The sequence below is a fragment of the Polyangium mundeleinium genome (genome assembly GCF_028369105.1).
Classification (GTDB): domain Bacteria; phylum Myxococcota_A; class Polyangia; order Polyangiales; family Polyangiaceae; genus Polyangium; species Polyangium mundeleinium.
The window spans coordinates 13172033-13190638 of the sequence record NZ_JAQNDO010000001.1; the positions used below are offsets into that span (position 1 = coordinate 13172033).

The window sequence follows — 18606 nt, forward strand, 5'->3', positions numbered from 1 at the left end:
GCGACTGGTTGGAGCCGCGGCAGCGCCCCGTCCCGGTGCCATCCGAGACGGGGCCAGTTTGTCGTGCAATCAGTCGTTCACGGCGACGGAGAACGACGGCCCGCTGCTTCCGCCGCCCGAGAGCTGGCGCTGGAAGCTGTCCTGGAGCTCCTTCACCTTGGTGGTGATCTTGTCGGAGACCCCCGCGAGCACGCCGCGGTATAGCTCGGCTTTCGCGACGAGCTCGTTGCAGAACTGGACTCGCCGCGAGAGCGCGTCCTGCCGCATGCCGTCGGTCTTGGCCTTCTCGAGGTCCGTGAGGAGCTCGGCGATGTCGGACTCGAGCGCGCTCTGCGCCGCAGACTTCGCGACGGCGAGGTTATCCGGCGCGTCGTGCATCTCAATGGTGAGCGGCTCGACGCGCAGTTCTTCGAGCGCGGGTTTGAGGCGCTTCCACGTGCCGCAGGACGGCGGCGGAAACAGGTAGAGGCCGCCGCGGTTGCGGATGGGCACCCCCGAGAGGGCCTTCACGATGGCGACGAGGACATTCGAGATGTCCCGCGTCTCGCAATGCGTGATGAGGTGGTTCGCGTGCGCAGCGATGTTCTCGGCGTGCGCGAGGGCGGCCTCGAGCCCGGCGCCTCCCTCGGGCGGCAGGGAGACGACCCGATTGCCACCCGAATCGACGCGGCACCGCGCGCCACAGACGACGCTGTCGCCCTTCTCGCCGTCGTTCTTGTTCTGGAGATAGACCCCGAACGACGCGGGCGTGTCGACGTTCGGTCGGGAGAACGGCCGGACGAGGATGTTCGCCGGCCGCTTGACCTCGCCGGCGGCGCGGGAAAGCGCCGTGGCGGGATCCATGTCCACGATGAGATGCTCGAACTTCTCGGGCTCGAGGAGCTTGCGAGCGTCCTCGCGGGAAACATTGATGCGCTCCGTGTTCCATCCGACGATGTCGCCGATATGGCGACCTCCGGCGGCGGCGACACGGCGCTGGGACCGGGAGAGGGTCGAAGCAGCGCTGCTGGTCATGGGGTTGTCCGGAGAGAGGACGCAATGCATTGCAAGCATGCCGTCCGAAGAGAGGGCACCGCAGACGTAGTTCGTCGCGGTGATACGTTGTCGCCAGGCGCTACGCGAAGAGCGTCATGTTCACGACTTCATCGCCCAGCGAGATCGGACGCCGCGGTGGCCGCTGCGCCCGGTGCGCGCTCGGCCGATGCACGGGCGGTGTGAGATACACGTGCAGCCCGTACGAGATGTCGCGTGTGGGGACGTGCTGCGAAAGGAAGTTCAGGCCGCCTCGCCCGTTCTTCCAGCGGAAGTGGAGCCCCTCGGCATCGACCCAGGCGGCAAGGTCATCGTGCCCGGAAAGCGCCTCGCCCGCGCTCCAAAGCGTATGGCGCAGCATGCGGACCTCGAAGGCACGTCCGCCGTGGAACGCGATGAACCTGTGCCCGACATCCGCGAGGATGGCACCAAATAGAATGCTCGGGTCGAGGTGCGCCCGCCCCTCGTGCCACACGGCGGTGCGAGCGAGATGCTCGGCGGCGGAGCCGGCGATCTGGGCCGCCCGCTCCGCGCGCCTGGCTTCCTGCGCTTCTGCTCGCCGGTGAAGCAGGGCCTCGAGCTTCGGCCCCACTTCACGGTCGGGTTTGCCGACGAGCTGCTCGAGAGCTTCGCGCTCGACCCCGACGAGAACGGCCACGTGCTCGGACGTCTCCTCGAGGTATCGGCTGAGGCTCTTCGTATTGGGCTCCGCGATCCGAAGCGCGCACCGCAGCTCTTCGAGGCTGCTACGCCGCGGCATGGAGCGGCTCGTGCGGCTCCGGCAGCACGGGCCCGGGCCGATCGAAATCCGGCGACGGCCCCGGCGCCTGGTCGGGGGCACGCTTCGACTGCGTCGCGAGGGTCTTGAAGAGCTCCATGTCGGACGAGTTGTTTTTGGCCGCCCGAGCGATTCGCCGGGCGACGGTGTAGGGGTTCATGGAACGCGGCACACGCAGCTCCGTGATACCGAGCGAGAGGAACATGCGCCGCTCGGCGAGGGTGGAGTAGCGAAGCGTGCGGCCATTGACGCGCATGGGAATCTCCTTTCCGGAAACAGAAGGGCGCCCCGGAGCACATCACTGCGTGCCAGCGGGACGCCCTGGTCGACGGACGATGAACGCTTTCAGCGATCCCACAACCTGCTGGGCCTCCAGGCCGGCGGCGGTTCCTCCTCGTCTTCGTCGAAGAGGTGCCGCTGATGCGGAGGCGGGTACTGGTTGGGGTATTGGGGCGGACCGTATCGAGTCGCCGGCCGCGTCGGCGCATGCCGGAACGCCAGCATGGCCACGGGCCGGTTTCGCTCGACGAACACGACACCGGTGAACATGGCCCCGTCCTCGCTGACGAGCTCGACGCCGGGAGGCGGACGTGCCGCCTCCCGGAGCCATTCGAGCGTCTCATCGGCGACGGGGGCGATGTCCTTGAGGCGGCGCCGCAACTCGTCGAACAGCGCCTCGCCGAGGATGTCGGCTACGAGTTGGAGGGCCAGATGGCCTCGGTGACGACGGCGAGCACGACGCCGGCCACGAGGGCGGCGGCGCCCTTCTTCGTGCTGTCGTTGTCGAGCACGCGCTTGATGAACGAGGCGCCGGGGTTCTCGGGGTTCGTCGGGGCGGCGTTGGGCGTGATGGGCATGGGTTCTCCTGTATATCTTTCGGATTGAATTGGGACGAGGTGGCTCCTCAGCCCAGGCAGATGGTGATGATCTGCGCGACCAGGGTGATGACGGCCGCTGCGATGCGAAGCGCCTTGCTGACCGCCTTGGGGTCGCGAAGGAAGCGGGAGAGACGAGACATCACGGTGACCTCCAGGGTTGAGGGGTTCCTCATGATTCTTATCTCTGCAATCGCGTGATTATTGCGAGGCCGGCTGGCTCGCCCACTGGTTCGCAACGAACGAGCTGAAGCGGCCTGACGCGACTACGATGACGTGATCGACGAGCGGCATCCCGAGCTGGTCTGCGGACTCCTGCACGCGCCGGGTGAGAGCGATGTCCTCGGGTGAGGGGTCCGGATTTCCGCTCGGATGGTTGTGGATCAGCACGAACCCGGACGCGGCGAGCTCGAGGCCGGCCCGGAGGATGTCAGAAGGCCGAACGGCGAGCGCGTGGAGGCCGCCTCGTGCGATGAGGCGAGCTCCGCGAAGGGCGCCCTGACCGCTAATCGCGAGGAGGTGCATCTCCTCGTGCACGAGGTGGCCAAGCCGCGGGTGGGCCCAAGCGACGACCTCCTGACAGGAGAGAATGCGGGGTGCGTCTGTGCCTTCGATGAGCCGGCGATGGCCGAGCTCGAAGGCGGCGAGGATGCGGGTGGCTTCGTCGGGGGTGAGGGCGAAGCGTTCGATCAGCGCTTCGGGGGAGAGGCGGGCGAGAGAGGCGAGGTTGCCGAGGGATTCGAGGAGATGTGCTGCGACACCGGGGCGTCCGAGCACGAGGTCGATCAGGTTCTCGGCGGTGGACTGCTCGATGTTGATGATGGAAGCGGTGAGAGGAGCGTCAGGCGAGCCTGTCACGGATGCAGGGCCTCCTTTCCGATGCCGTGGCTCTTATCTCCGAATGTTTAAGAGTTTTCCCAGAACGGATGCGTCAGGACACGGGACGAAAGGCTCACGGCGTTTCTCGCGCTCGAAGGCAGAGATGCTGCTCGTGCCCGGGGAGCCGAGGTTCGCCGGGCCTGAAGAACTAAGAACACGGATCTCCTTCGCGCGGCCCCGAGCGCGTGTTCAGTCGACCGTCAGAAGAACCGGTACAAGCACGTAGGGAGTACCACTTGGCACGAGAAGGCGCGTGGCTAAGCTGCCGACGATCAAGCCAAGAGGAGAAGGTGATGCCGAGGAACACCGCTGCCGCCGAGGTGAAGAGCACCGTCGACGAACAAGCACACGCCGAGGAGATGGTCCCCGAGCTGCGCGAGCGATGCGACAAGGTCCGGAAGGCCCTTGCCGAGTTAGGTCCGCGCGACACCCGCGCCCGCTACAAGCTCGGGGAGCTGGTCAAGGACGCGAAGGCGGACGCAGGGAAGTACGGCAAGAAGGCTGTGGCCCAGATCGCGGCCTCCCTCGGCTACGATGAGAAGACGCTGTACCGATACGCACAGGTCGCCAAGGCTTGGTCCCTCGACGAGCTCAACGAACTGCTGAAGCGGTCCTCGGTGACGGACATGCCGATCAGCTTCTCGCACCTGCTCGAGATCGCACTCCTCGAAGACAAACGGAAGAGCAAGAAGTACATCAACCAGGTGCTCAAGGAGGGGCTGTCGGTGCGAGAGCTCAAGAGCCGCATCGCGGCTGAGTTCGCGCCGGACGGCGAAGAGCCGGAGCTCAACACGGCGAAGACCCTGAGTGGCATGCGCTCCGCGTCCAAGAACTGGCTCGGGCGCGTTCGCGACTGGGAGGCGCGCCTCCTCCCCGCGCTGGACGAGGCCCCGCCTTCGCCGGATGTCCGTGCGAAGTTCGAGGAGATGCTCGAGCAGCAACGTGAGCTCGTGAAGCGGCTCCGGAACGTCAACGAGAGGCTCGACTCCTGGCTCGGCGCACCGCCCGCCTCGGCGGAGCGACCGACGCTCGAGGACGAGCAGGTCGACGAGGACGAGTTCGAGGAGGAGGAGGACGACGACGAGGGGGGGGCCAGCGAGGACGCAGAGGCTCACGAGGGGGCCCAGGCCGACGGGGAGCAGGCCCAGGAGGACGAGGCTGAAGAAGAGGCGGCCGCGCCCGAGCAGGCGAGGACCGCGTAGGCGAGGGAGAAAGTCGCGACGTCGCGACTTTGTTGACCTGGCCGTCCCCCCGCCGGATAGGCGCAGGTAGCAGTGGACAAGACCGGGACATGCAGAGCGCGGAAGTCCTGGAGTCCGACGATACCGGCAATCCGCCGACGGGGAGCGTGGTTACCGCGCATCGACTGGGAGATCCACGGTGGGCAAGTCGGGGCAACGACGCGCGTCCCGAAAGCCGGTGGGCACGCAGGCTGCGGGTTGTCCATGCGATTGCGGGCACGCTGCGGTAGCCGGGGTGCATGTGTGTGCAAGGGGTGGAGAGCGTACCGATCGACCACGATTGCGGGCGCTGCAAGGCCAGATCCTGGGGTTTTGTAAATGCTGAACATCTGGTGGTGCAACATAAGCTTTTGCGTTCTCTACGAATTTCGCGGTCTGACATTCCTACAACGCCACTTGGCTCTAGGAAAGAACGACCGAGAACTGCTGGGCCAAGTCAAGCCTGGGGACCTCCTGCTGTATTACATGGATCGGGGACTCAGCGCTGAGCAGCACGCATACCACTTTGCTAACGAGCAGGTGCACCGATCCGGACCTCGGGAGATCGTCGCACTATGCCAGGTCATCGGACATGATCCAAGCCGTGTTTACGGCGACATTCCACCAGATACACTTGTTTGCGAGCCTTGGATATTCAGCCCCCCGATATCACTGTCCCGCGATGTCAACCGCAGGCTGAAGCCCACATTGCCTGGGGATGGCCCCTTCGATTCGCTTGGCTACGTCAAACAGCGATATATATGTAGCTTTTCTCTGCCAGCGCTGGCAGACGTATATGACCACTCGTCGTCCCCATGGCCTCCCTGGGCCGTTGCGATTGTCGGAGAACACACGGACAATTCGCCCGTTGCACTGATGGACGAGCGTGAGCGGAAGGAGCGGCTGGTAGCCATTCGTCGGGGGCAGCCCGAATTTCGTGCGCGTGTAGTACGCAGGTATCGTGGTCGCTGCATATTCAGCGGGTGCGATGTCGAGGATGCTTTGGAGGCAGCCCACATTATCCCATATCGCAACGATGAGTCAGACTCAGAAGAGAACGGTCTCCTGCTGCGTGCAGATTTACACACACTCTTCGATCTTGGACTATTTGCCGTAGACACGAGCACTTGGACCGTTCTTGTCAGCAAGCGCCTAAAGGGAGCCCACTACGACTTCTTGAATGGCTACCAGCTTGAGGCATTTCGATCTGGGGAAATGCGCCCATCTCGTCGCTCGTTAGATTACCATCGCCGACACATCTTCGTTGAGAGCCCTCCGTGAACACTGGCGTGCATCCCGAGCCCCCCACCTCGGTCAACACCCGTCTGTGCAGCCGAGCCGCGCCTCACATTCCGAATCGAAGATGCCGCTATCCCCCTCCGTTTCGTCATCTTGACCATCGCCGCAGCTACGCACGAGGGCGGCGATGAGACGATGCGACGATGCAACCAGCGCTCGGCGGAGTTCCTACCCGGCATGCTCCGCGTGGATAGATCCGCCAACCGTCTTTGCGTCCGTCGACCCCGAAGTGCGAACTGCAGTGTCGAACGATGGGCTCGCGACTTTACCCCTACCGTGCCCGCGAGAGCAGGCGAGGACCTTGATCGGGGTTGAACTGCTCGCGAGCCATGCGTGCATCGGTTATCTCCTGCCATCGTTCGGAGGGTCTGCCTACCAGGCCACGCGCACGCCGAAGGTTGGGTAAACGCGCCGCACTTCGTCGAGGATGCGAGATCGAATCTCGTCCATGTGGTCGATCGCTTGAGCCGATAGCATGTACACCGGACAATCAGAGTTGCCGCAATGGTCACGGCATGGCCGGATGTCGCCCGAATGGACGAGACGCTCAAAGCGCGCACGCAAGCCGGCTACACCGCGCTCGATCTCTGCAAAGGCGAGGCGCGCGCTCTGGTTCCTCAGCTCGTGGCGAGATGGGATGCGAGGGAGATCTTTGCCTTCCCGGGTCTGGCGTATGCCGGTCGCGAGGCCCCTGATCGTGTCGTCAAGCGCCTGACGGAATGCAGGAATGCTGCTTTCGTTGCGAAACGGAGTATAAAATGCCGGTCGATCGAAAAGACTGGCTAGGAGGCGGACAACTTCTTCGTCACTCGAGGCGTCGAGTCCTGCGACCACACCTGCTAGGGCCGATGGCACATCTGGGAAGTCTACGCCTTCTGCAAAGCGCCGGAGGAGCGATTCCGCTCCGCGTCTAAGCCGTTCCTCAAACTCCGCCCCCGACCATACTTCGCAAGCGAGGTGCGTCTTCGTGGCGTGCGCACGAATCTTGTCCCGTGTTGTTGCGCTCACGCTGCCTCCGCATACGAAGCGCATTCGTGCCGGTCGTGTCGGCGATGCCTGAACCTTGTCCATGTCGCGGATCGCCTTCCTTGCGGGCAAGGAGCGGTGATTGGCACACTGGATACACATACTCACGCCGTTCTCGACCGAGTCATCATCGAGCACCACAAGGATATCGCGACCGAGGTCGCTGCCCACTTGCCCGTACCATTCGATTGAGCGATAGCGCTCCGTGCGTAGATGAAAGGCAAGCACGAGTCGCTCGAAAGCGGCAGCGCTATAGTCTTCAAAGTGGATGGGCAGGGTCTGCTTGGCCGGCATGATTCGGGGGAGGATACCCGCGGGAGCGGCGACCCGCCCGCAACTTGTTGGGCCAGTGCGTCCACCTCGATCAACGTTCGCGCCATGGCAAGCAAGCGCGTCCCTGGGGGGCAGGACCGGGCGCGGCACGGGACTCTCTACTACGGGGACAACCTCGACGTCCTCCGGCAGTACGTACCCGACGAGTCCGTCGACCTCGTCTACCTCGACCCCCCGTTCCAGAGCGGCAAGAACTACAACATCATCGTCGAGTCGAGGGAGGGCGCGAAGGCGGCAGCCCAGATCCAAGCCTTCGAGGACACGTGGAAGTGGGGGCTGGGTCCGAGACCGCATACCGCGAGATCGTCGAGCGGGGCGGCCAGGTCGCTCTCACCATGCGGTCACTCCGGCAATTTCTCGGCGAGAGCGACATCAAGGCCTAATTGTGCATGATGGCGCTCCGGCTCGTCGAGCTGCGCCGGGTGCTCAAGCCGACCGGATCCCTGCACCTCCACTGCGACCCGACGGCGAGCCACTACCTCAAGGTGCTGCTCGACGCGCTCTTCGGCCCCGCGTGCTTCCGGAACGAGGTCATCTGGCGATACCGGCGATGGCCGACCGTCGCCCGCCAGTTCCAGAAGATGCACGATGTGCTCCTCTTCTACAGCAAGGGCGCCGAGGGCGAGCAGAAGTTCAACACGCTGTACGGCTACGAGCTTCTGGCCGCTTCGACCCTGAAGACGTTCGGCACGAAGAAGCAACGGGCGGACTTCTCCTCGGGGCACCGCACGCCGAGTGTCGTCGAGGAGGAAACGGTAGGGCCGCTGCTGTCGGACGTCTGGGAGGTCGGCGTCATCGCGCCGATCGGCAAGGAGCGGCTTGGTTACCCGACCCAAAAGCCCGAGGCGCTCCTCGAGCGTGTAATCCGCGCGAGCAGCGACGAGGGGGACGTCGTGCTCGACCCGTTCTGCGGATGCGGTACGGCCGCGGCTGTCGCCCACAGGCTTGGCCGCCGCTGGATCGGGATCGACATCACGCACCTCGCGATCGGCCTCGTGAAGCACCGGCTGCTGGCGGCGTTCGGAGCCGGTGCGGAGTTCGACGTGGTCGGCGAGCCTAATACGGTCGAAGACGCGCGGCAGCTCGTGGGCGACAACCCGCACCAGTTCGAGTGGTGGATCCTCGGGCGTGTCGGCGCGCGCCCGGCCGAGAAGAAGCTCGGGCCCGATAACGGGATCGACGGACGGCTCTTCTTTCATGACGAACCGGGGCGCGGAGGCCGGACGAAGCAGATCGTCATCTCGGTGAAAGCCGGTAAGGTCATGCCCGTGCACGTGCACGAGCTGCGCGGAGTGCTGGAGCGTGAGCAGGTAGAGATCGGCGCGCTGCTCACGATGTATCCGCCAACGCGCGAGATGGAGAAGGAAGCTGCGACCGCTGGATTCTACGACTCGCCATGGGGCGACATCCGCGGATTCAGATTCTGACGGTCGAACAGCTACTCGCGGGACGGGGCATCGACTATCCGGCGCCGCTGTCGAGCAACGTCACGATCAAGCGAGCCCCGCCCGCGGCACGCCCGAGAGGCGAGACGCTGCCGTTGCGAGGGTTCGAGGCCCCGCCGGTAACGCGTCGTGCGCCTGAGAAGGCTCCTGAGGCGACTCTGCCGCTCCCGGGTGTGGCGAAGGCGAAGCCCCGCGTGCAGCGGAAGCTCGCGAGGACGCAGCCCGGCGTGACCGAAGCAGCGGAGACGGCGAAGCACGGAAGATGATCTGCGTGCCTGCCGGTTCCGGGTGCTGAGTCCTCTTCCGTGTCTCACAACGCCCTGCTACCCTGCGCTTACATCACCACCGATGACCCGCCGACGGACGACACTGCCGAGCGGCAATTCGACCTGCTTGCTCCGGATGGGTTGCGGGAACGATGAGTCCTCTCATCCTCCCAGCAATCGCGCAGGTGGCCCGCAAGCATACTGACGGAGGAACAGTCATGGCAACGGTAGGCGGAGGGGCTGATAAGCTGGGCAATGAATATGAAAACCTCTGGACCATTGATCAACTGCTCCTGCTCGTGACGGGTGAGGCGTCTGCTCTCCGGGTAGAGCCACTGGACCGATGGGAATCCCAGGGCATCGAGTTCCAGGTTAAGCGGCATGATGGAACCGTGGAGCACTGGTCAAGCAAGCGGCAACGGGCGGATGCCGCAGGTTGGACCCTCGATAAGCTCACCAAGCTGGAGACGAATGGCAGGAGCATCCTCGGCGATTTGCAGCAACACATCGAGAGAGCACCCGAAAACCGTGGCGTGTTTGTGTCTGCACTCGCGGCACCGAAATTAAGCGAGCTGTGCTCATTTTCGCATGACGAGACTGTGTTCAAAGCACGCCTGAGGCAGTCCGCGGAGCTCGACGGGGACTTCAGGCGTTACGTTCTTGGAACGCTATGCAACGGCGACGAGGGGCGAGCCCTGCAATTTTTACGGAGCATCCGCATACGCACGATCGATGAAAGTACACTCGAAGACCGGGTGGACTTTGCCGTCAGAACGCTATTCTATCACGTTGGTGGCCAGCCTACGAGCCCTGTTGCGATTCGCGGTCACCTTGGGAAATTCCTACGCAGTAGGATCCACCAATGGATTGAACAACCACAACTCCTCTCGGAGCTGGAGCAGCACGAGATACGCAGACGCGAATGGGCCGTCGATAATGCTGTTACCGGCCGGATCGCCGATTCCTGTGATAGTTACACTGGGCAAGTGCAGGCAGGATTCATCAATGGGGTGTTTCTCGACCTGCAAAACGACGCCATTTTATCTGACTCAAGCTCGGCTCTTGCTCGTAAGGTGCTGGTTGTCGCGGACGCAGGCGGCGGCAAGAGCTGCGCATTGGCTGCCGCGGTCCAGCAGCTTCGTCGCAAGAACATTCCTGTTCTGGCTGTCCGCTTCGACCAGCTTCCCGATGGAATCCTCTCAACGACGGAACTGGGTCGGAGGCTGGGGTTCCCAGAGTCCCCAGCCGTCGTACTCGCAGGGGTGGCGCACGGAGGCTCATGCTGGTTGGTTGTGGATCAACTTGACGCGATAAGCATGGCATCTGGACGAAGGACGGAGCTCTGGTCCGTCTTCGACGCGCTTAGGCGAGAGGCAGAGCGATTTCCGCGCATGTCGATACTTGTCGCCTGCAGAGCCTTCGACCTGGAGCATGATCATCGCATTCGCAGCCTCCTGAGCGAGAGAGGCGGCTTCAAGAAAGTTAGCCTGAAGCTCCTGACCTCGACGCAGATCGACGATGCGCTGCACGCAGCGGGCATGGAGACTGCCCGGCTGGCTACGAAGATGAAGGAGCTCCTGGCGCTCCCGCTGCACTTGTGGATGTACCTGACATTGTCTCCGGAATCACGCACCTTGATTAGCGGCAAGGATGAGCTGTTTGATCGTTTTTGGAAGGAGAAGGAACGCAGGGTCACGCAAAGGGTGGGACGTAAGGTTGAGTGGACCGCGGTCATTGATACGTTGTCGGAATGGTTGAGCAACAATCAGCAACTCTCTGCCCCGCCCGAAGTGCTGGACGACCATGCTACCGATGCCGAGGTAATGATATCAGAGCACGTCCTGACGCAGTCAGGAGGGCGGTACCGATTCTTCCACGAGTCATTCTTCGACTATGCGTTCGCCCGTAGCTTCGTCAGGCGCGGTAAGAGCCTCTTCGCCCTTCTCGTTCGGACGGAGCAGCACCTGTTTCGCCGTGCGCAAGTACGACAGATACTGACGTACCTCCGCATGAAGGGGAATCCGCGCTACCTGTCGGAACTGGAGGCGCTCCTACTTGCCAACGAAGTTCGGTTCCATGTCAAGCGCGTTGCGCTACCATGGCTCGCCTCGCTGCCAGATCCTACCGTTGCGGAGTGGCTAATTCTTCAGAAGATTGCACAATCCAGGCCAGAGCTTCGGCTCGATATTGTCTGGATGGGCGCTGGAAATGTGGCCTGGTTCGATTTGCGTAACGAACAGGGCTGGTTCTCGGCAGCCCTGAGCAGCGGGGATGAGGAACGGGAGTGCGAGGCTGTTCAGTTGCTGGGCATCGAGGCGATTTTGATCGCACGCTCGCCACGCGTTGCCCAAATTCTTCGGCATTGCAGGAAGCGGACTGACCGCTGGAACGACTACCTTCGCGAGGTGTGCAGGTTCGGACGTTTCTATCATGATCGTGCCTTGTTTGAACTGTTTCTGGACATGATCGACGAAGGGGTGCTGGATCCGTCGCCCACATCAAGTGTCAACTGGTCGAGCATGCTGCATGAACTCCCGAGGAAGAGGCCGGAGTACGCGTGCGAGGTAATTGCCCATTGGTTCGATCGATCCGTTGCACTATGGCGACACGTTGGTGGTAAGGGCGTCTCGTCTGATCGTCCGTTTGAGGAGAGAACCATTAGTGCAGCGGATATCCTGGAGATCGCAGGAAGCGCATGCGGACGCTTCGTCGAACTGATGCTGCCACGGGTTGCGGCGCTTGTTGAGGAGCTTGCCGAGCCACACGAAGAAATTCTAAACGTGGACTCTATCTGGTCCTTTCGGGCATACGGCGATGATCCACACGATGCTGCTGGCGCGGTTCTCGTTGGTCTCGCTCAAGCCATGGAGCACATGGCCAGAAATACTCCGGATATCTTGCGCCGGTATGTGGCGCCTTATCTCGGACAGCCGCACGATACAATCGCTTATCTGGTGCTCCGTGCGTGGACAGCGGCTCCCGATGTGTATGCAGACGATCTCGCGGATTATCTTGCGGCGGATCAACGACGGCTTCACGTGGGGTATTCGATTTGTGGATCATCTGGAGGATCCGGGCGCAATCACATTTCGTGCCGCGCAGTGGAGGCAGCGTCACCCCGTTGCTCTGTTGCACGCTTCGCTGCCTTGGAGAAGGCGATACTGGGCGTGAAAACAGTATGGGAATCGAAGCGGCCGCAAGCACGGGGCTGGACACAACTCGAGCTGCTTTTATGCATGGATCCGAAGCGGCTTACACCGGATGGGCAGGCGGCGCACGGCATGCTGTTGGCCAAATTTCCGGACTACCGACATGCGGAACCGCAGCCCATGCGTGTCGTGACGATAGGTTCGCCCTTGAAAGATGACGCCCGCGAAAAGATGACGGATGAGCATTGGCTCAAGGCCATGCGAAAATACAGTGGGATCGACTATCGAAATACTTCCGATCTTTCGGGGGGAGAACGAGAACTGGCGACCGCGATCGAACTGCAGGCGAAGCGGATGCCATTGCGGTTCATCATGCTGGCCGAGCAGATGCCGGATGATTTTCCAGCGAGCTATTTCGATGCCATTCTCAGAGGCGCAGCTGATTGCAGGACTGACTCAAAGGATGCTTCTGAACTGCTTCGCGAAGAGGATGCAGCACGCCTGATTTTCCGGGTGCACAGTCTGCCCGGACGGCGGTGCGGACGCTGGATCAGTTGGTTGATTAAAAAGGTGATCGCTGTCGATTGGCCGGATGGCGTACTTGAAGCCATGTCCTGGTACGCGATGCACGATCCGGATCCGGAACGGGAACTCTGGAAAGGTCCCGAGGGCTACTATCGCAGCGATCCATACACTGCTGGTATAAACTCGACGCGCGGAGCAGCTGCAGGAGCCATCGCGCATGTGCTCTTTCAGCAGCCTGAGCGCCTGGAGATGCTCCGTCCAGCAATCGAGAGTCTCGTCCATGATCGATCGGCAGCGGTCCGCACGTGCGCAGTTGATGTTCTGCTTGCGGTGCTTCGCGCGAGCGTCCCAGATGCTATCAAGTGGTTTGGACAGGTCATCGAGACCGATCCCGCTATTCTTGCCACCCCGCCCGTTCAGAAGTTTATTCACTATGGTGGTTACCACGACTATCCTGGGCTGCGGGACGTTATCCTTGGGATGCTAGATGCGACCGATCCTGAGGTCGTGGAGGTTGCAGCCACGCAAATTTGCGTTTTGGATCTGAGTCGTGGTCTCCCCGCAGAGGATGTCGAGCGCGTGCGCGGGGGGAACGAGACGATGCGCAAGGCGGCGGCCAACGTCTACGCGACGAACGTGGCTCACAGTGATGTGGGTCCTGTCTGTCGCGACCTCCTCGTGCCATTCTTCTCAGATCTATCCGCGCCTGTTAGGTCGGCGGCTGCCAAGGCGCTCAGCCAGCTGAGTTCGCTCGATACCGCCGATCAAGCCAAACTTCTTACTGAATTCGTGCATGCTAAGCCGGGTGTGGAAATGATGGAGGCGGTCATGTGGGCGCTTGAGGACTCGCCTGTGAAGCTTCCGGATCTCGTATGTCAGATTGCCGAAACGTGCCTAAGCCAATTGGATGCGATGGCAGAGGATGGTTCCAGGGTTGGCCGGCGCGTAGCGTCACATCTTCCGAAGATTGTTGTGCGTCTCTACGCGCAAGCCACGGATGCGGCGATCCAATCCCGCTGTCTAGATATGATTGATGCAATGGAAAAAGACAGGCTGATGGGGGTTGATGACGAGTTGCGTACCCATGATAGGTGATGCCGGGGACGGACCCGCAGGCATGTGGGGGGCGGGGGGAACGTCCTGGCCAACGCGAGCGCGGGGCCCTGGGGTGAGCGACGTTCGCTCCGATCAAGCGTCTTAGGTCACGCCACGGCGTACGCCGTTCGCTCTTGTTCCACTATCGCGATTGTCTTCCTGTACTCCTCCGCTTCCGCGGCGATGACGAGCTCGACGTCGACCCGATGGTGCTTCTTCACCACCTCGACGATTTCCTCGATTTTCACCTTAAAGAACTCCTTCTTCTCGTTCACGCGGTTCACGCGCCGGTGGTTGAACGCCCGGTGCAGGGTGTTCTCGAGCGCTGGCGCGTCCTCCGTGTAGATGATCGCGTGCACGTCGAACTCGAACGGCACCGATGCGTCGCCGAGCTCCTTCACCCGGTCAATGGGGTCGAGCCGGCGGGTCATGCCGATCTTGTACACCTGCTCGCCGAACGACCCGATGTTCGAGATGATGTACACGTGCCCCGAGCGCGTCTGCTGCGCCCTTGAGAGCGCACGCTCCTTGTTCGCGTGCGCCTCCGCGAGCTTCTTCTCGAGCTCCGCGATCTGGGTCAGCAGCTTCTGCTGCTTGCTGCCATCGGCTCGTTGCGCATCTTCCTGGGCCTTGCGAAGCGCATCCGCGTAGCGCTTCTCCTCCTTCTCGGCGTCCAGGCGGGCCTTCTCGATCTCCCGCAGCGCCTGCTCCTCCTCGCGCATCTGCTCGCGAATCCGGCGCTGCTCTTCCTTCTCCTCCTGCACCTTCTCCTCGTACTCGTGCGCGAGGTAGAGCTCGTCGAGCTTCAGCTTCAGGTACGAGGCCGAGATGGTGCACTGCTGGATCTCGGCGAGGCCGTTGATCGCTTCGCGAGCCTTCTGAATGCGCGCCTCCATCACATGGATGTTGTTGTACTTGACCTTCGCGATGGCCGCGTCGCACTCGCCGTTGAAGGCGCGGAGCATGAGCTTCAGCGTCTGGTTGATCTGCTTCTTCCCCTCGGCGACGCTGCCGTTGACGGTCCACTCGATCGCGCAGGTGGCAGCCTTCTTGTCCTTGATCATCTGCTTCTGGCGCTCGCGGATCTCCTCGAGCTTCGTCTGGTAGCGCTCGGAGGAGGAGAAGTTGTACCGCGGCTTGTAGAAGCCGAAGGACTGGAGGTGCGCCTCTTCGTCGAGCGCGGAGAGCTCGGCACGCACCCGGTTGACCTGCATCTGGAGGCCCTGCAAGTCCGTGGCGGCCGTGGCGTGCTGGCGCTGGGTTTGCTGTAGTGCCTGCTCGTGCTGGGCGCGGATGTGCCCGCCCTCGTTGAGGACGCGCTGCCGCTCGGCGTCAGCGTCGACGACGCCTTGGAAGCGCGCCTTGATGGCTTCGTGCTCGCGAGACAGGCCCTTGTGATCGGCCTGAAGCTTGCCGAAGCGCTGCAGGAGAACAGCGAGTGCTGCGAGAACAACGACGAGAAGGATGACGAGCGCAGTCATGAGGATCCCCCCACCCAGCCACGATGTCGCGACCCAAAAAGTGCGGAAGACCGCAGGTTACAACCCGACGCTCCGGCAGAACAGCGGGCACATGAATCACAGGCGGCAGAGGCGGAAGCTCTGGCGCGCGGCCCTTCCTGGCAGGGCGGCAGGCGCAGTACGTTGGCGAGATGCCGCGCTACTGGGTCATGCGGGTCGATCACCGGGGAGCAAAGGACTTCCTCTGGAACGAGCTGAAGGCGGGCCGCCTCCGCCAGGGCTGGGGCTACCGCGAGGACCAGAACCTCGAAACGATCGCCGCCCGCAAGAGGAAGGACGCGGGCATCACCGACGAGCAGCAGGCCGCTTGGCGTGGGAACCGCCGGATGCTCGGAGCCGAGCCCGACAGCATCCAGAAGGGCGACGTTATCCTCGTCGCGCACCTCCCCAATGACCGGCACTGGTCAATCGTGCGCGTGGTGGGTCCGTACCGCTTCCAGATCCCCAAGGCGCCGAAGGACTACGGGCACATCCTGCCCGTCGAGCTGCTCTCGGAGGAGCGCCCCGTCGGCTTCCAGGCGAAGGGGGTCGCGGCCGGGCTGCGGCAGACGATGCGCAACTTGTCGCGCCTCTGGAACATCGACCACCTCGGGGAGCACGTCGAGCAGATCCTGAAAGGTCTTGAGGAGCCCACCGGTCGGGGTGGCGACGATGAAGGGGACCGGCTTGTAGCGCTCCTTGGGGAGCTCGAGGTCGCCGGCTGGGAGCGGTTCAAGTTCCACTTCCAGGGGGCTGAGTTCGAGGCCCCCTGCGTGCGGCTCCTCGAAACGCTCTACGGCGAGGGAAACGTCGAGCACACGGGGGGCAAGAACGAGAACGGCGCCGACGCGATCTGCACGTATCGCGATCCTCTCGGGGTGCCCCACCGGGTCGCTGTGCAAATCAAGATGTGGTCGTGGGACACCGACTGGACGCGACCGCTCCAGCAGATCAAGAAGGCGTGCCAGTCGTACGAGGGGATCACGTCAGGGGTGATCCTTTCGACGTCGGAGCGCGTCACGCCGGGCTTCGAGACAGCGCGCACGGAGCTCCAGAAGGAGCTCGGCCTCCCAGTGCGAGTCGTCCTCCGGCGGGAGCTGCTCCGGCTCTTCATCCATCACCTGCCGAAGCTCGTCTCCATGGAGGCCGAGCCCGAGCCAGACCGGTAGAGTCCACCAGCCGCTCGTCAGTTGCAGGCGCAAACGCCGCCGTGATGGGAGCAGCACCCACGATGCACGGTGGTACAGGTCGGCGAGACGGTGCCATCGCAGCAGCAAACCCGGCCCGGGGGTTCCTCCCTGGGCACCTGCACCGCCTTTGCCCGCTTCTGAGCCTGTTGTTGTGCCGCCTTCGCCCGTGCCTGCGCCTCCCTGGCGCGTTCTCGTGCTACCGCGGCAGCCTCGAGGGTCTTGAGCTCGTGCTCGAGCTTCGTGCGCTCCTGCGGGTTCGCCGCGGCCTCCACGACGAGCTTCGTGGTCTGCGCGTCACACGCGGTCCCTGCGCACGCATCGCGCAGCGTCTTTTCGCGCAGGACCGGCGTCATGGCAGCGTAGGAGGCCCGTTGCTCGGCGAGGCCCTTCTCCTCGGCCGCTTTCGCGTTCCGTTCGCGCTCGGCCCGATCTCCTTCGCGGCGGCGCTCGGCCTCACGCCGCGTGTTCTCGGCGGTAGCGAATGACTCCTGCCGAGCCCGCTCATCGCTCTTGCCGAGCCCGAGACAACGCAAACAGCCCCCGAACCCGAGAGCAGCGACGAGCAGGCATCCGAGGGCCCCGGCCCCGCTCGCGTTGCGTCCTTTGCCGTTCCTGGCCCCAGACCAGTTGCCGGTTCTGCGACGCCCCATGGTGTCAGGTTCGCCGAGAGCGTAGCCATTGTCGAGGGCACCGTTCGTTCAACGGGGCGCGGTCTAGCCTTACCCCTGCCAAGCGTTTGCCCTCCTCGCGCGTCCCAGCAGCACCACGACCTGGGAGCACGAAAGCCAGTCCCACTCTGGCGGTGGCTCTGGACGAACACTGCTAGAAGGTACCGTGCGCGAGCGTGACGTGTACGGCAGAGCACAACAAGTTCGACCTTGACGACCGTCGAGCGCGTCTGCTAATCTGCGGACAGTGAGTAAGACAGACGCAACCCCCAAGCTCGGCGCCCTTCTCCGCGAGTCCCGGCAGAAGCGGGGCATGAGCCTGCGGCAGTTCGGCGAACGCTTACAGAAAGAGGATGGGTCGTCGCTATCCCCACAATATCTCAACGACATTGAGCACGGACGTAGGAATCCGCCGGATGACTGCATCCTCAAACAGATGGCAGAGGTATTGGGCTTGGATGTGCAGGTGCTCCTGGCCATGGCAGGAAGAGAACCGCCGGAGGTAACAGAATACCTGGTCGAGATGCCTGAGCAGGGTCAAACGATAGGGAAACTTTTTCGTAAAGCGCGGGAGAGCGGCTTCAAAGATTGGGATTCACTTCTGCTCGAGATCGAGAGGCGTACGCGATGAGGTGGATCTCGTGCCACACAGGGGCGTTTCCGAAGCGGTTGTACTTCGAGAATCTCTCTGAGCTGGACCGAGAGTGCGAGCGGCTTCTCGCCGACGTTTACTACCGTAAATTCGGTAAGGAGTTCACGCCGCCGCTCGACGATGACTCACTGCAAGTTCTGGTCGAAGAATATGCAGACGTCGACCTCTACGCTACGTTGCCACGCTCGGTAGAAGGCGAAACGGAGTTCCGCCCTGGCCAGCGCCCACTGGTAAAGATAAGTGAGTCGCTTAGTTCCAACGAGCAGAGACGCAATCGCATGAGAACGACCATTGCTCACGAGTGGTTCCACGCCGTCTACCACCGTTATGCATGGGAACTTCGCTGGGCTCGCGCCCGTGTACGGACTGGGCAGGAGGAAAGTGGCGGATCGTGCCACGAAGACACCATTATCGGTGCGCCCGAGGACAACTGGACTGAATTCCAGGCGGGTTACGCGAGTTGCTCCATTCTAATGCCTAGAAGTTATGTGCTTATAGAGGCTCAACGTGCGTCTGGCGACAACGTCCCCGAGATAAGCAGCGTCATCGCGCATGTCGCGCAGTTCTTCAACGTGTCCACTGAGGCCGCACGATGGCGCCTTAGTCACTTGGGAATTCTGGGAGACTTGAAGGCCAAACGTCAGCTTACACTCTGGTGACAGCTTTTTTTTGGCT

The 18606-nt window shown here is 62.7% G+C and carries 18 protein-coding genes; 8 read left to right on the plus strand and 10 right to left on the minus strand.

Annotated features, from left to right (window positions below; genetic code table 11):
* Positions 1 to 69: 69 nt before the first annotated feature.
* The 7 genes from POL67_RS52180 to POL67_RS52210 form a co-directional block, all read right to left on the minus strand.
* Positions 70 to 1014: a DUF6744 family protein gene (locus POL67_RS52180; RefSeq protein ID WP_271930579.1), complete on the minus strand. Its 945-nt coding sequence runs from the start codon at positions 1012 to 1014 to the stop codon at positions 70 to 72.
* 100 nt (positions 1015 to 1114) lie between these two features.
* Positions 1115 to 1792 carry a hypothetical protein gene (locus POL67_RS52185; protein ID WP_271930581.1) on the minus strand — a complete coding sequence of 226 codons (678 nt, stop codon included), beginning with the start codon at positions 1790 to 1792 and terminating at the stop codon, positions 1115 to 1117.
* Positions 1779 to 2066, minus strand: coding sequence for a hypothetical protein (locus POL67_RS52190; protein ID WP_271930583.1), 288 nt, complete (start codon positions 2064 to 2066; stop codon positions 1779 to 1781). Before POL67_RS52190 ends, POL67_RS52185 begins: the two co-directional genes overlap by 14 nt.
* A gap of 89 nt (positions 2067 to 2155) precedes the next feature.
* Positions 2156 to 2470 (minus strand): hypothetical protein, encoded by a 315-nt coding sequence (locus POL67_RS52195; protein ID WP_271930586.1) that lies wholly within the window; start codon positions 2468 to 2470, stop codon positions 2156 to 2158.
* A 32-nt stretch (positions 2471 to 2502) separates the two neighbouring features.
* Positions 2503 to 2667, minus strand: coding sequence for a hypothetical protein (locus POL67_RS52200; protein ID WP_271930589.1), 165 nt, complete (start codon positions 2665 to 2667; stop codon positions 2503 to 2505).
* A 47-nt stretch (positions 2668 to 2714) separates the two neighbouring features.
* Positions 2715 to 2861, minus strand: a complete 147-nt coding sequence (locus POL67_RS52205) for a hypothetical protein (RefSeq protein WP_271930592.1) — start codon at positions 2859 to 2861, stop codon at positions 2715 to 2717.
* 25 nt (positions 2862 to 2886) lie between these two features.
* Complete coding sequence (locus POL67_RS52210; protein WP_271930593.1) at positions 2887 to 3543, minus strand: JAB domain-containing protein; 657 nt, start codon at positions 3541 to 3543, stop codon at positions 2887 to 2889.
* A gap of 314 nt (positions 3544 to 3857) precedes the next feature.
* Between POL67_RS52210 and POL67_RS52215 the strand changes: the two genes are divergently transcribed.
* On the plus strand, positions 3858 to 4766 hold the full coding sequence (locus POL67_RS52215) for a hypothetical protein (protein WP_271930595.1): 909 nt from the start codon (positions 3858 to 3860) through the stop codon (positions 4764 to 4766).
* Between the two features lie 894 nt (positions 4767 to 5660).
* Positions 5661 to 6065: an HNH endonuclease gene (locus tag POL67_RS54440; RefSeq protein ID WP_373372441.1), complete on the plus strand. Its 405-nt coding sequence runs from the start codon at positions 5661 to 5663 to the stop codon at positions 6063 to 6065.
* Positions 6066 to 6455: 390 nt separating this feature from the next.
* Here POL67_RS54440 and POL67_RS52220 read toward each other — a convergent pair whose 3' ends face one another.
* Positions 6456 to 7403, minus strand: coding sequence for a hypothetical protein (locus tag POL67_RS52220; RefSeq protein ID WP_271930597.1), 948 nt, complete (start codon positions 7401 to 7403; stop codon positions 6456 to 6458).
* Positions 7404 to 7487: 84 nt separating this feature from the next.
* Between POL67_RS52220 and POL67_RS52225 the strand changes: the two genes are divergently transcribed.
* From POL67_RS52225 to POL67_RS52235, 3 genes are all read left to right on the plus strand, one after another.
* Positions 7488 to 7835, plus strand: coding sequence for a class I SAM-dependent methyltransferase (locus POL67_RS52225; protein ID WP_271930599.1), 348 nt, complete (start codon positions 7488 to 7490; stop codon positions 7833 to 7835).
* On the plus strand, positions 7832 to 8869 hold the full coding sequence (locus tag POL67_RS52230; RefSeq protein WP_271930602.1) for a DNA-methyltransferase: 1038 nt from the start codon (positions 7832 to 7834) through the stop codon (positions 8867 to 8869). Before POL67_RS52225 ends, POL67_RS52230 begins: the two co-directional genes overlap by 4 nt.
* Positions 8870 to 9371: 502 nt before the next feature.
* A complete protein-coding gene (locus POL67_RS52235) occupies positions 9372 to 13922 on the plus strand; it encodes an NACHT domain-containing protein (RefSeq protein WP_271930604.1) in 4551 nt (1516 codons plus the stop codon).
* A gap of 107 nt (positions 13923 to 14029) precedes the next feature.
* Here the strand turns inward: POL67_RS52235 and POL67_RS52240 are convergent, their stop codons facing one another.
* A complete protein-coding gene (locus tag POL67_RS52240; RefSeq protein ID WP_271930606.1) occupies positions 14030 to 15403 on the minus strand; it encodes an SNIPE associated domain-containing protein in 1374 nt (457 codons plus the stop codon).
* Between the two features lie 170 nt (positions 15404 to 15573).
* On the opposite strand from POL67_RS52240, the gene POL67_RS52245 reads away from it, so the two are divergent.
* A complete protein-coding gene (locus POL67_RS52245) occupies positions 15574 to 16590 on the plus strand; it encodes a restriction endonuclease (protein WP_271930608.1) in 1017 nt (338 codons plus the stop codon).
* A 17-nt stretch (positions 16591 to 16607) separates the two neighbouring features.
* On the opposite strand, the gene POL67_RS52250 is transcribed toward POL67_RS52245, so the two are convergent.
* Positions 16608 to 17261 (minus strand): hypothetical protein, encoded by a 654-nt coding sequence (locus POL67_RS52250; RefSeq protein WP_271930611.1) that lies wholly within the window; start codon positions 17259 to 17261, stop codon positions 16608 to 16610.
* A 265-nt stretch (positions 17262 to 17526) separates the two neighbouring features.
* Between POL67_RS52250 and POL67_RS52255 the strand changes: the two genes are divergently transcribed.
* Entirely contained in the window at positions 17527 to 17910 is a 384-nt protein-coding gene (locus POL67_RS52255; protein ID WP_271930613.1) for a helix-turn-helix domain-containing protein, read from the plus strand.
* The gene (locus tag POL67_RS52260) at positions 17907 to 18590 is read left to right on the plus strand and encodes an ImmA/IrrE family metallo-endopeptidase (RefSeq protein WP_271930615.1); all 684 of its coding nucleotides are present in this window, start codon (positions 17907 to 17909) and stop codon (positions 18588 to 18590) included. Before POL67_RS52255 ends, POL67_RS52260 begins: the two co-directional genes overlap by 4 nt.
* Positions 18591 to 18606 lie beyond the last annotated feature (16 nt).

Excerpts from the sequence above, each read along its gene's own strand:
- POL67_RS52235 (WP_271930604.1), top strand. The coding sequence starts at position 9,372 with ATGGCAACGGTAGGCGGAGGGGCTGATAAGCTGGGCAATGAATATGAA.
- POL67_RS52260 (WP_271930615.1), top strand. The coding sequence starts at position 17,907 with ATGAGGTGGATCTCGTGCCACACAGGGGCGTTTCCGAAGCGGTTGTAC.
- POL67_RS52205 (WP_271930592.1), bottom strand. The coding sequence starts at position 2,861 with ATGAGGAACCCCTCAACCCTGGAGGTCACCGTGATGTCTCGTCTCTCC.
- POL67_RS54440 (WP_373372441.1), top strand. The coding sequence starts at position 5,661 with ATGGACGAGCGTGAGCGGAAGGAGCGGCTGGTAGCCATTCGTCGGGGG.
- POL67_RS52180 (WP_271930579.1), bottom strand. The coding sequence starts at position 1,014 with ATGACCAGCAGCGCTGCTTCGACCCTCTCCCGGTCCCAGCGCCGTGTC.
- POL67_RS52230 (WP_271930602.1), top strand. The coding sequence starts at position 7,832 with ATGATGGCGCTCCGGCTCGTCGAGCTGCGCCGGGTGCTCAAGCCGACC.
- POL67_RS52225 (WP_271930599.1), top strand. The coding sequence starts at position 7,488 with ATGGCAAGCAAGCGCGTCCCTGGGGGGCAGGACCGGGCGCGGCACGGG.
- POL67_RS52240 (WP_271930606.1), bottom strand. The coding sequence starts at position 15,403 with ATGACTGCGCTCGTCATCCTTCTCGTCGTTGTTCTCGCAGCACTCGCT.
- POL67_RS52220 (WP_271930597.1), bottom strand. The coding sequence starts at position 7,403 with ATGCCGGCCAAGCAGACCCTGCCCATCCACTTTGAAGACTATAGCGCT.
- POL67_RS52200 (WP_271930589.1), bottom strand. The coding sequence starts at position 2,667 with ATGCCCATCACGCCCAACGCCGCCCCGACGAACCCCGAGAACCCCGGC.
- POL67_RS52190 (WP_271930583.1), bottom strand. The coding sequence starts at position 2,066 with ATGCGCGTCAATGGCCGCACGCTTCGCTACTCCACCCTCGCCGAGCGG.
- POL67_RS52185 (WP_271930581.1), bottom strand. The coding sequence starts at position 1,792 with ATGCCGCGGCGTAGCAGCCTCGAAGAGCTGCGGTGCGCGCTTCGGATC.
- POL67_RS52245 (WP_271930608.1), top strand. The coding sequence starts at position 15,574 with ATGCCGCGCTACTGGGTCATGCGGGTCGATCACCGGGGAGCAAAGGAC.
- POL67_RS52215 (WP_271930595.1), top strand. The coding sequence starts at position 3,858 with ATGCCGAGGAACACCGCTGCCGCCGAGGTGAAGAGCACCGTCGACGAA.
- POL67_RS52250 (WP_271930611.1), bottom strand. The coding sequence starts at position 17,261 with ATGGGGCGTCGCAGAACCGGCAACTGGTCTGGGGCCAGGAACGGCAAA.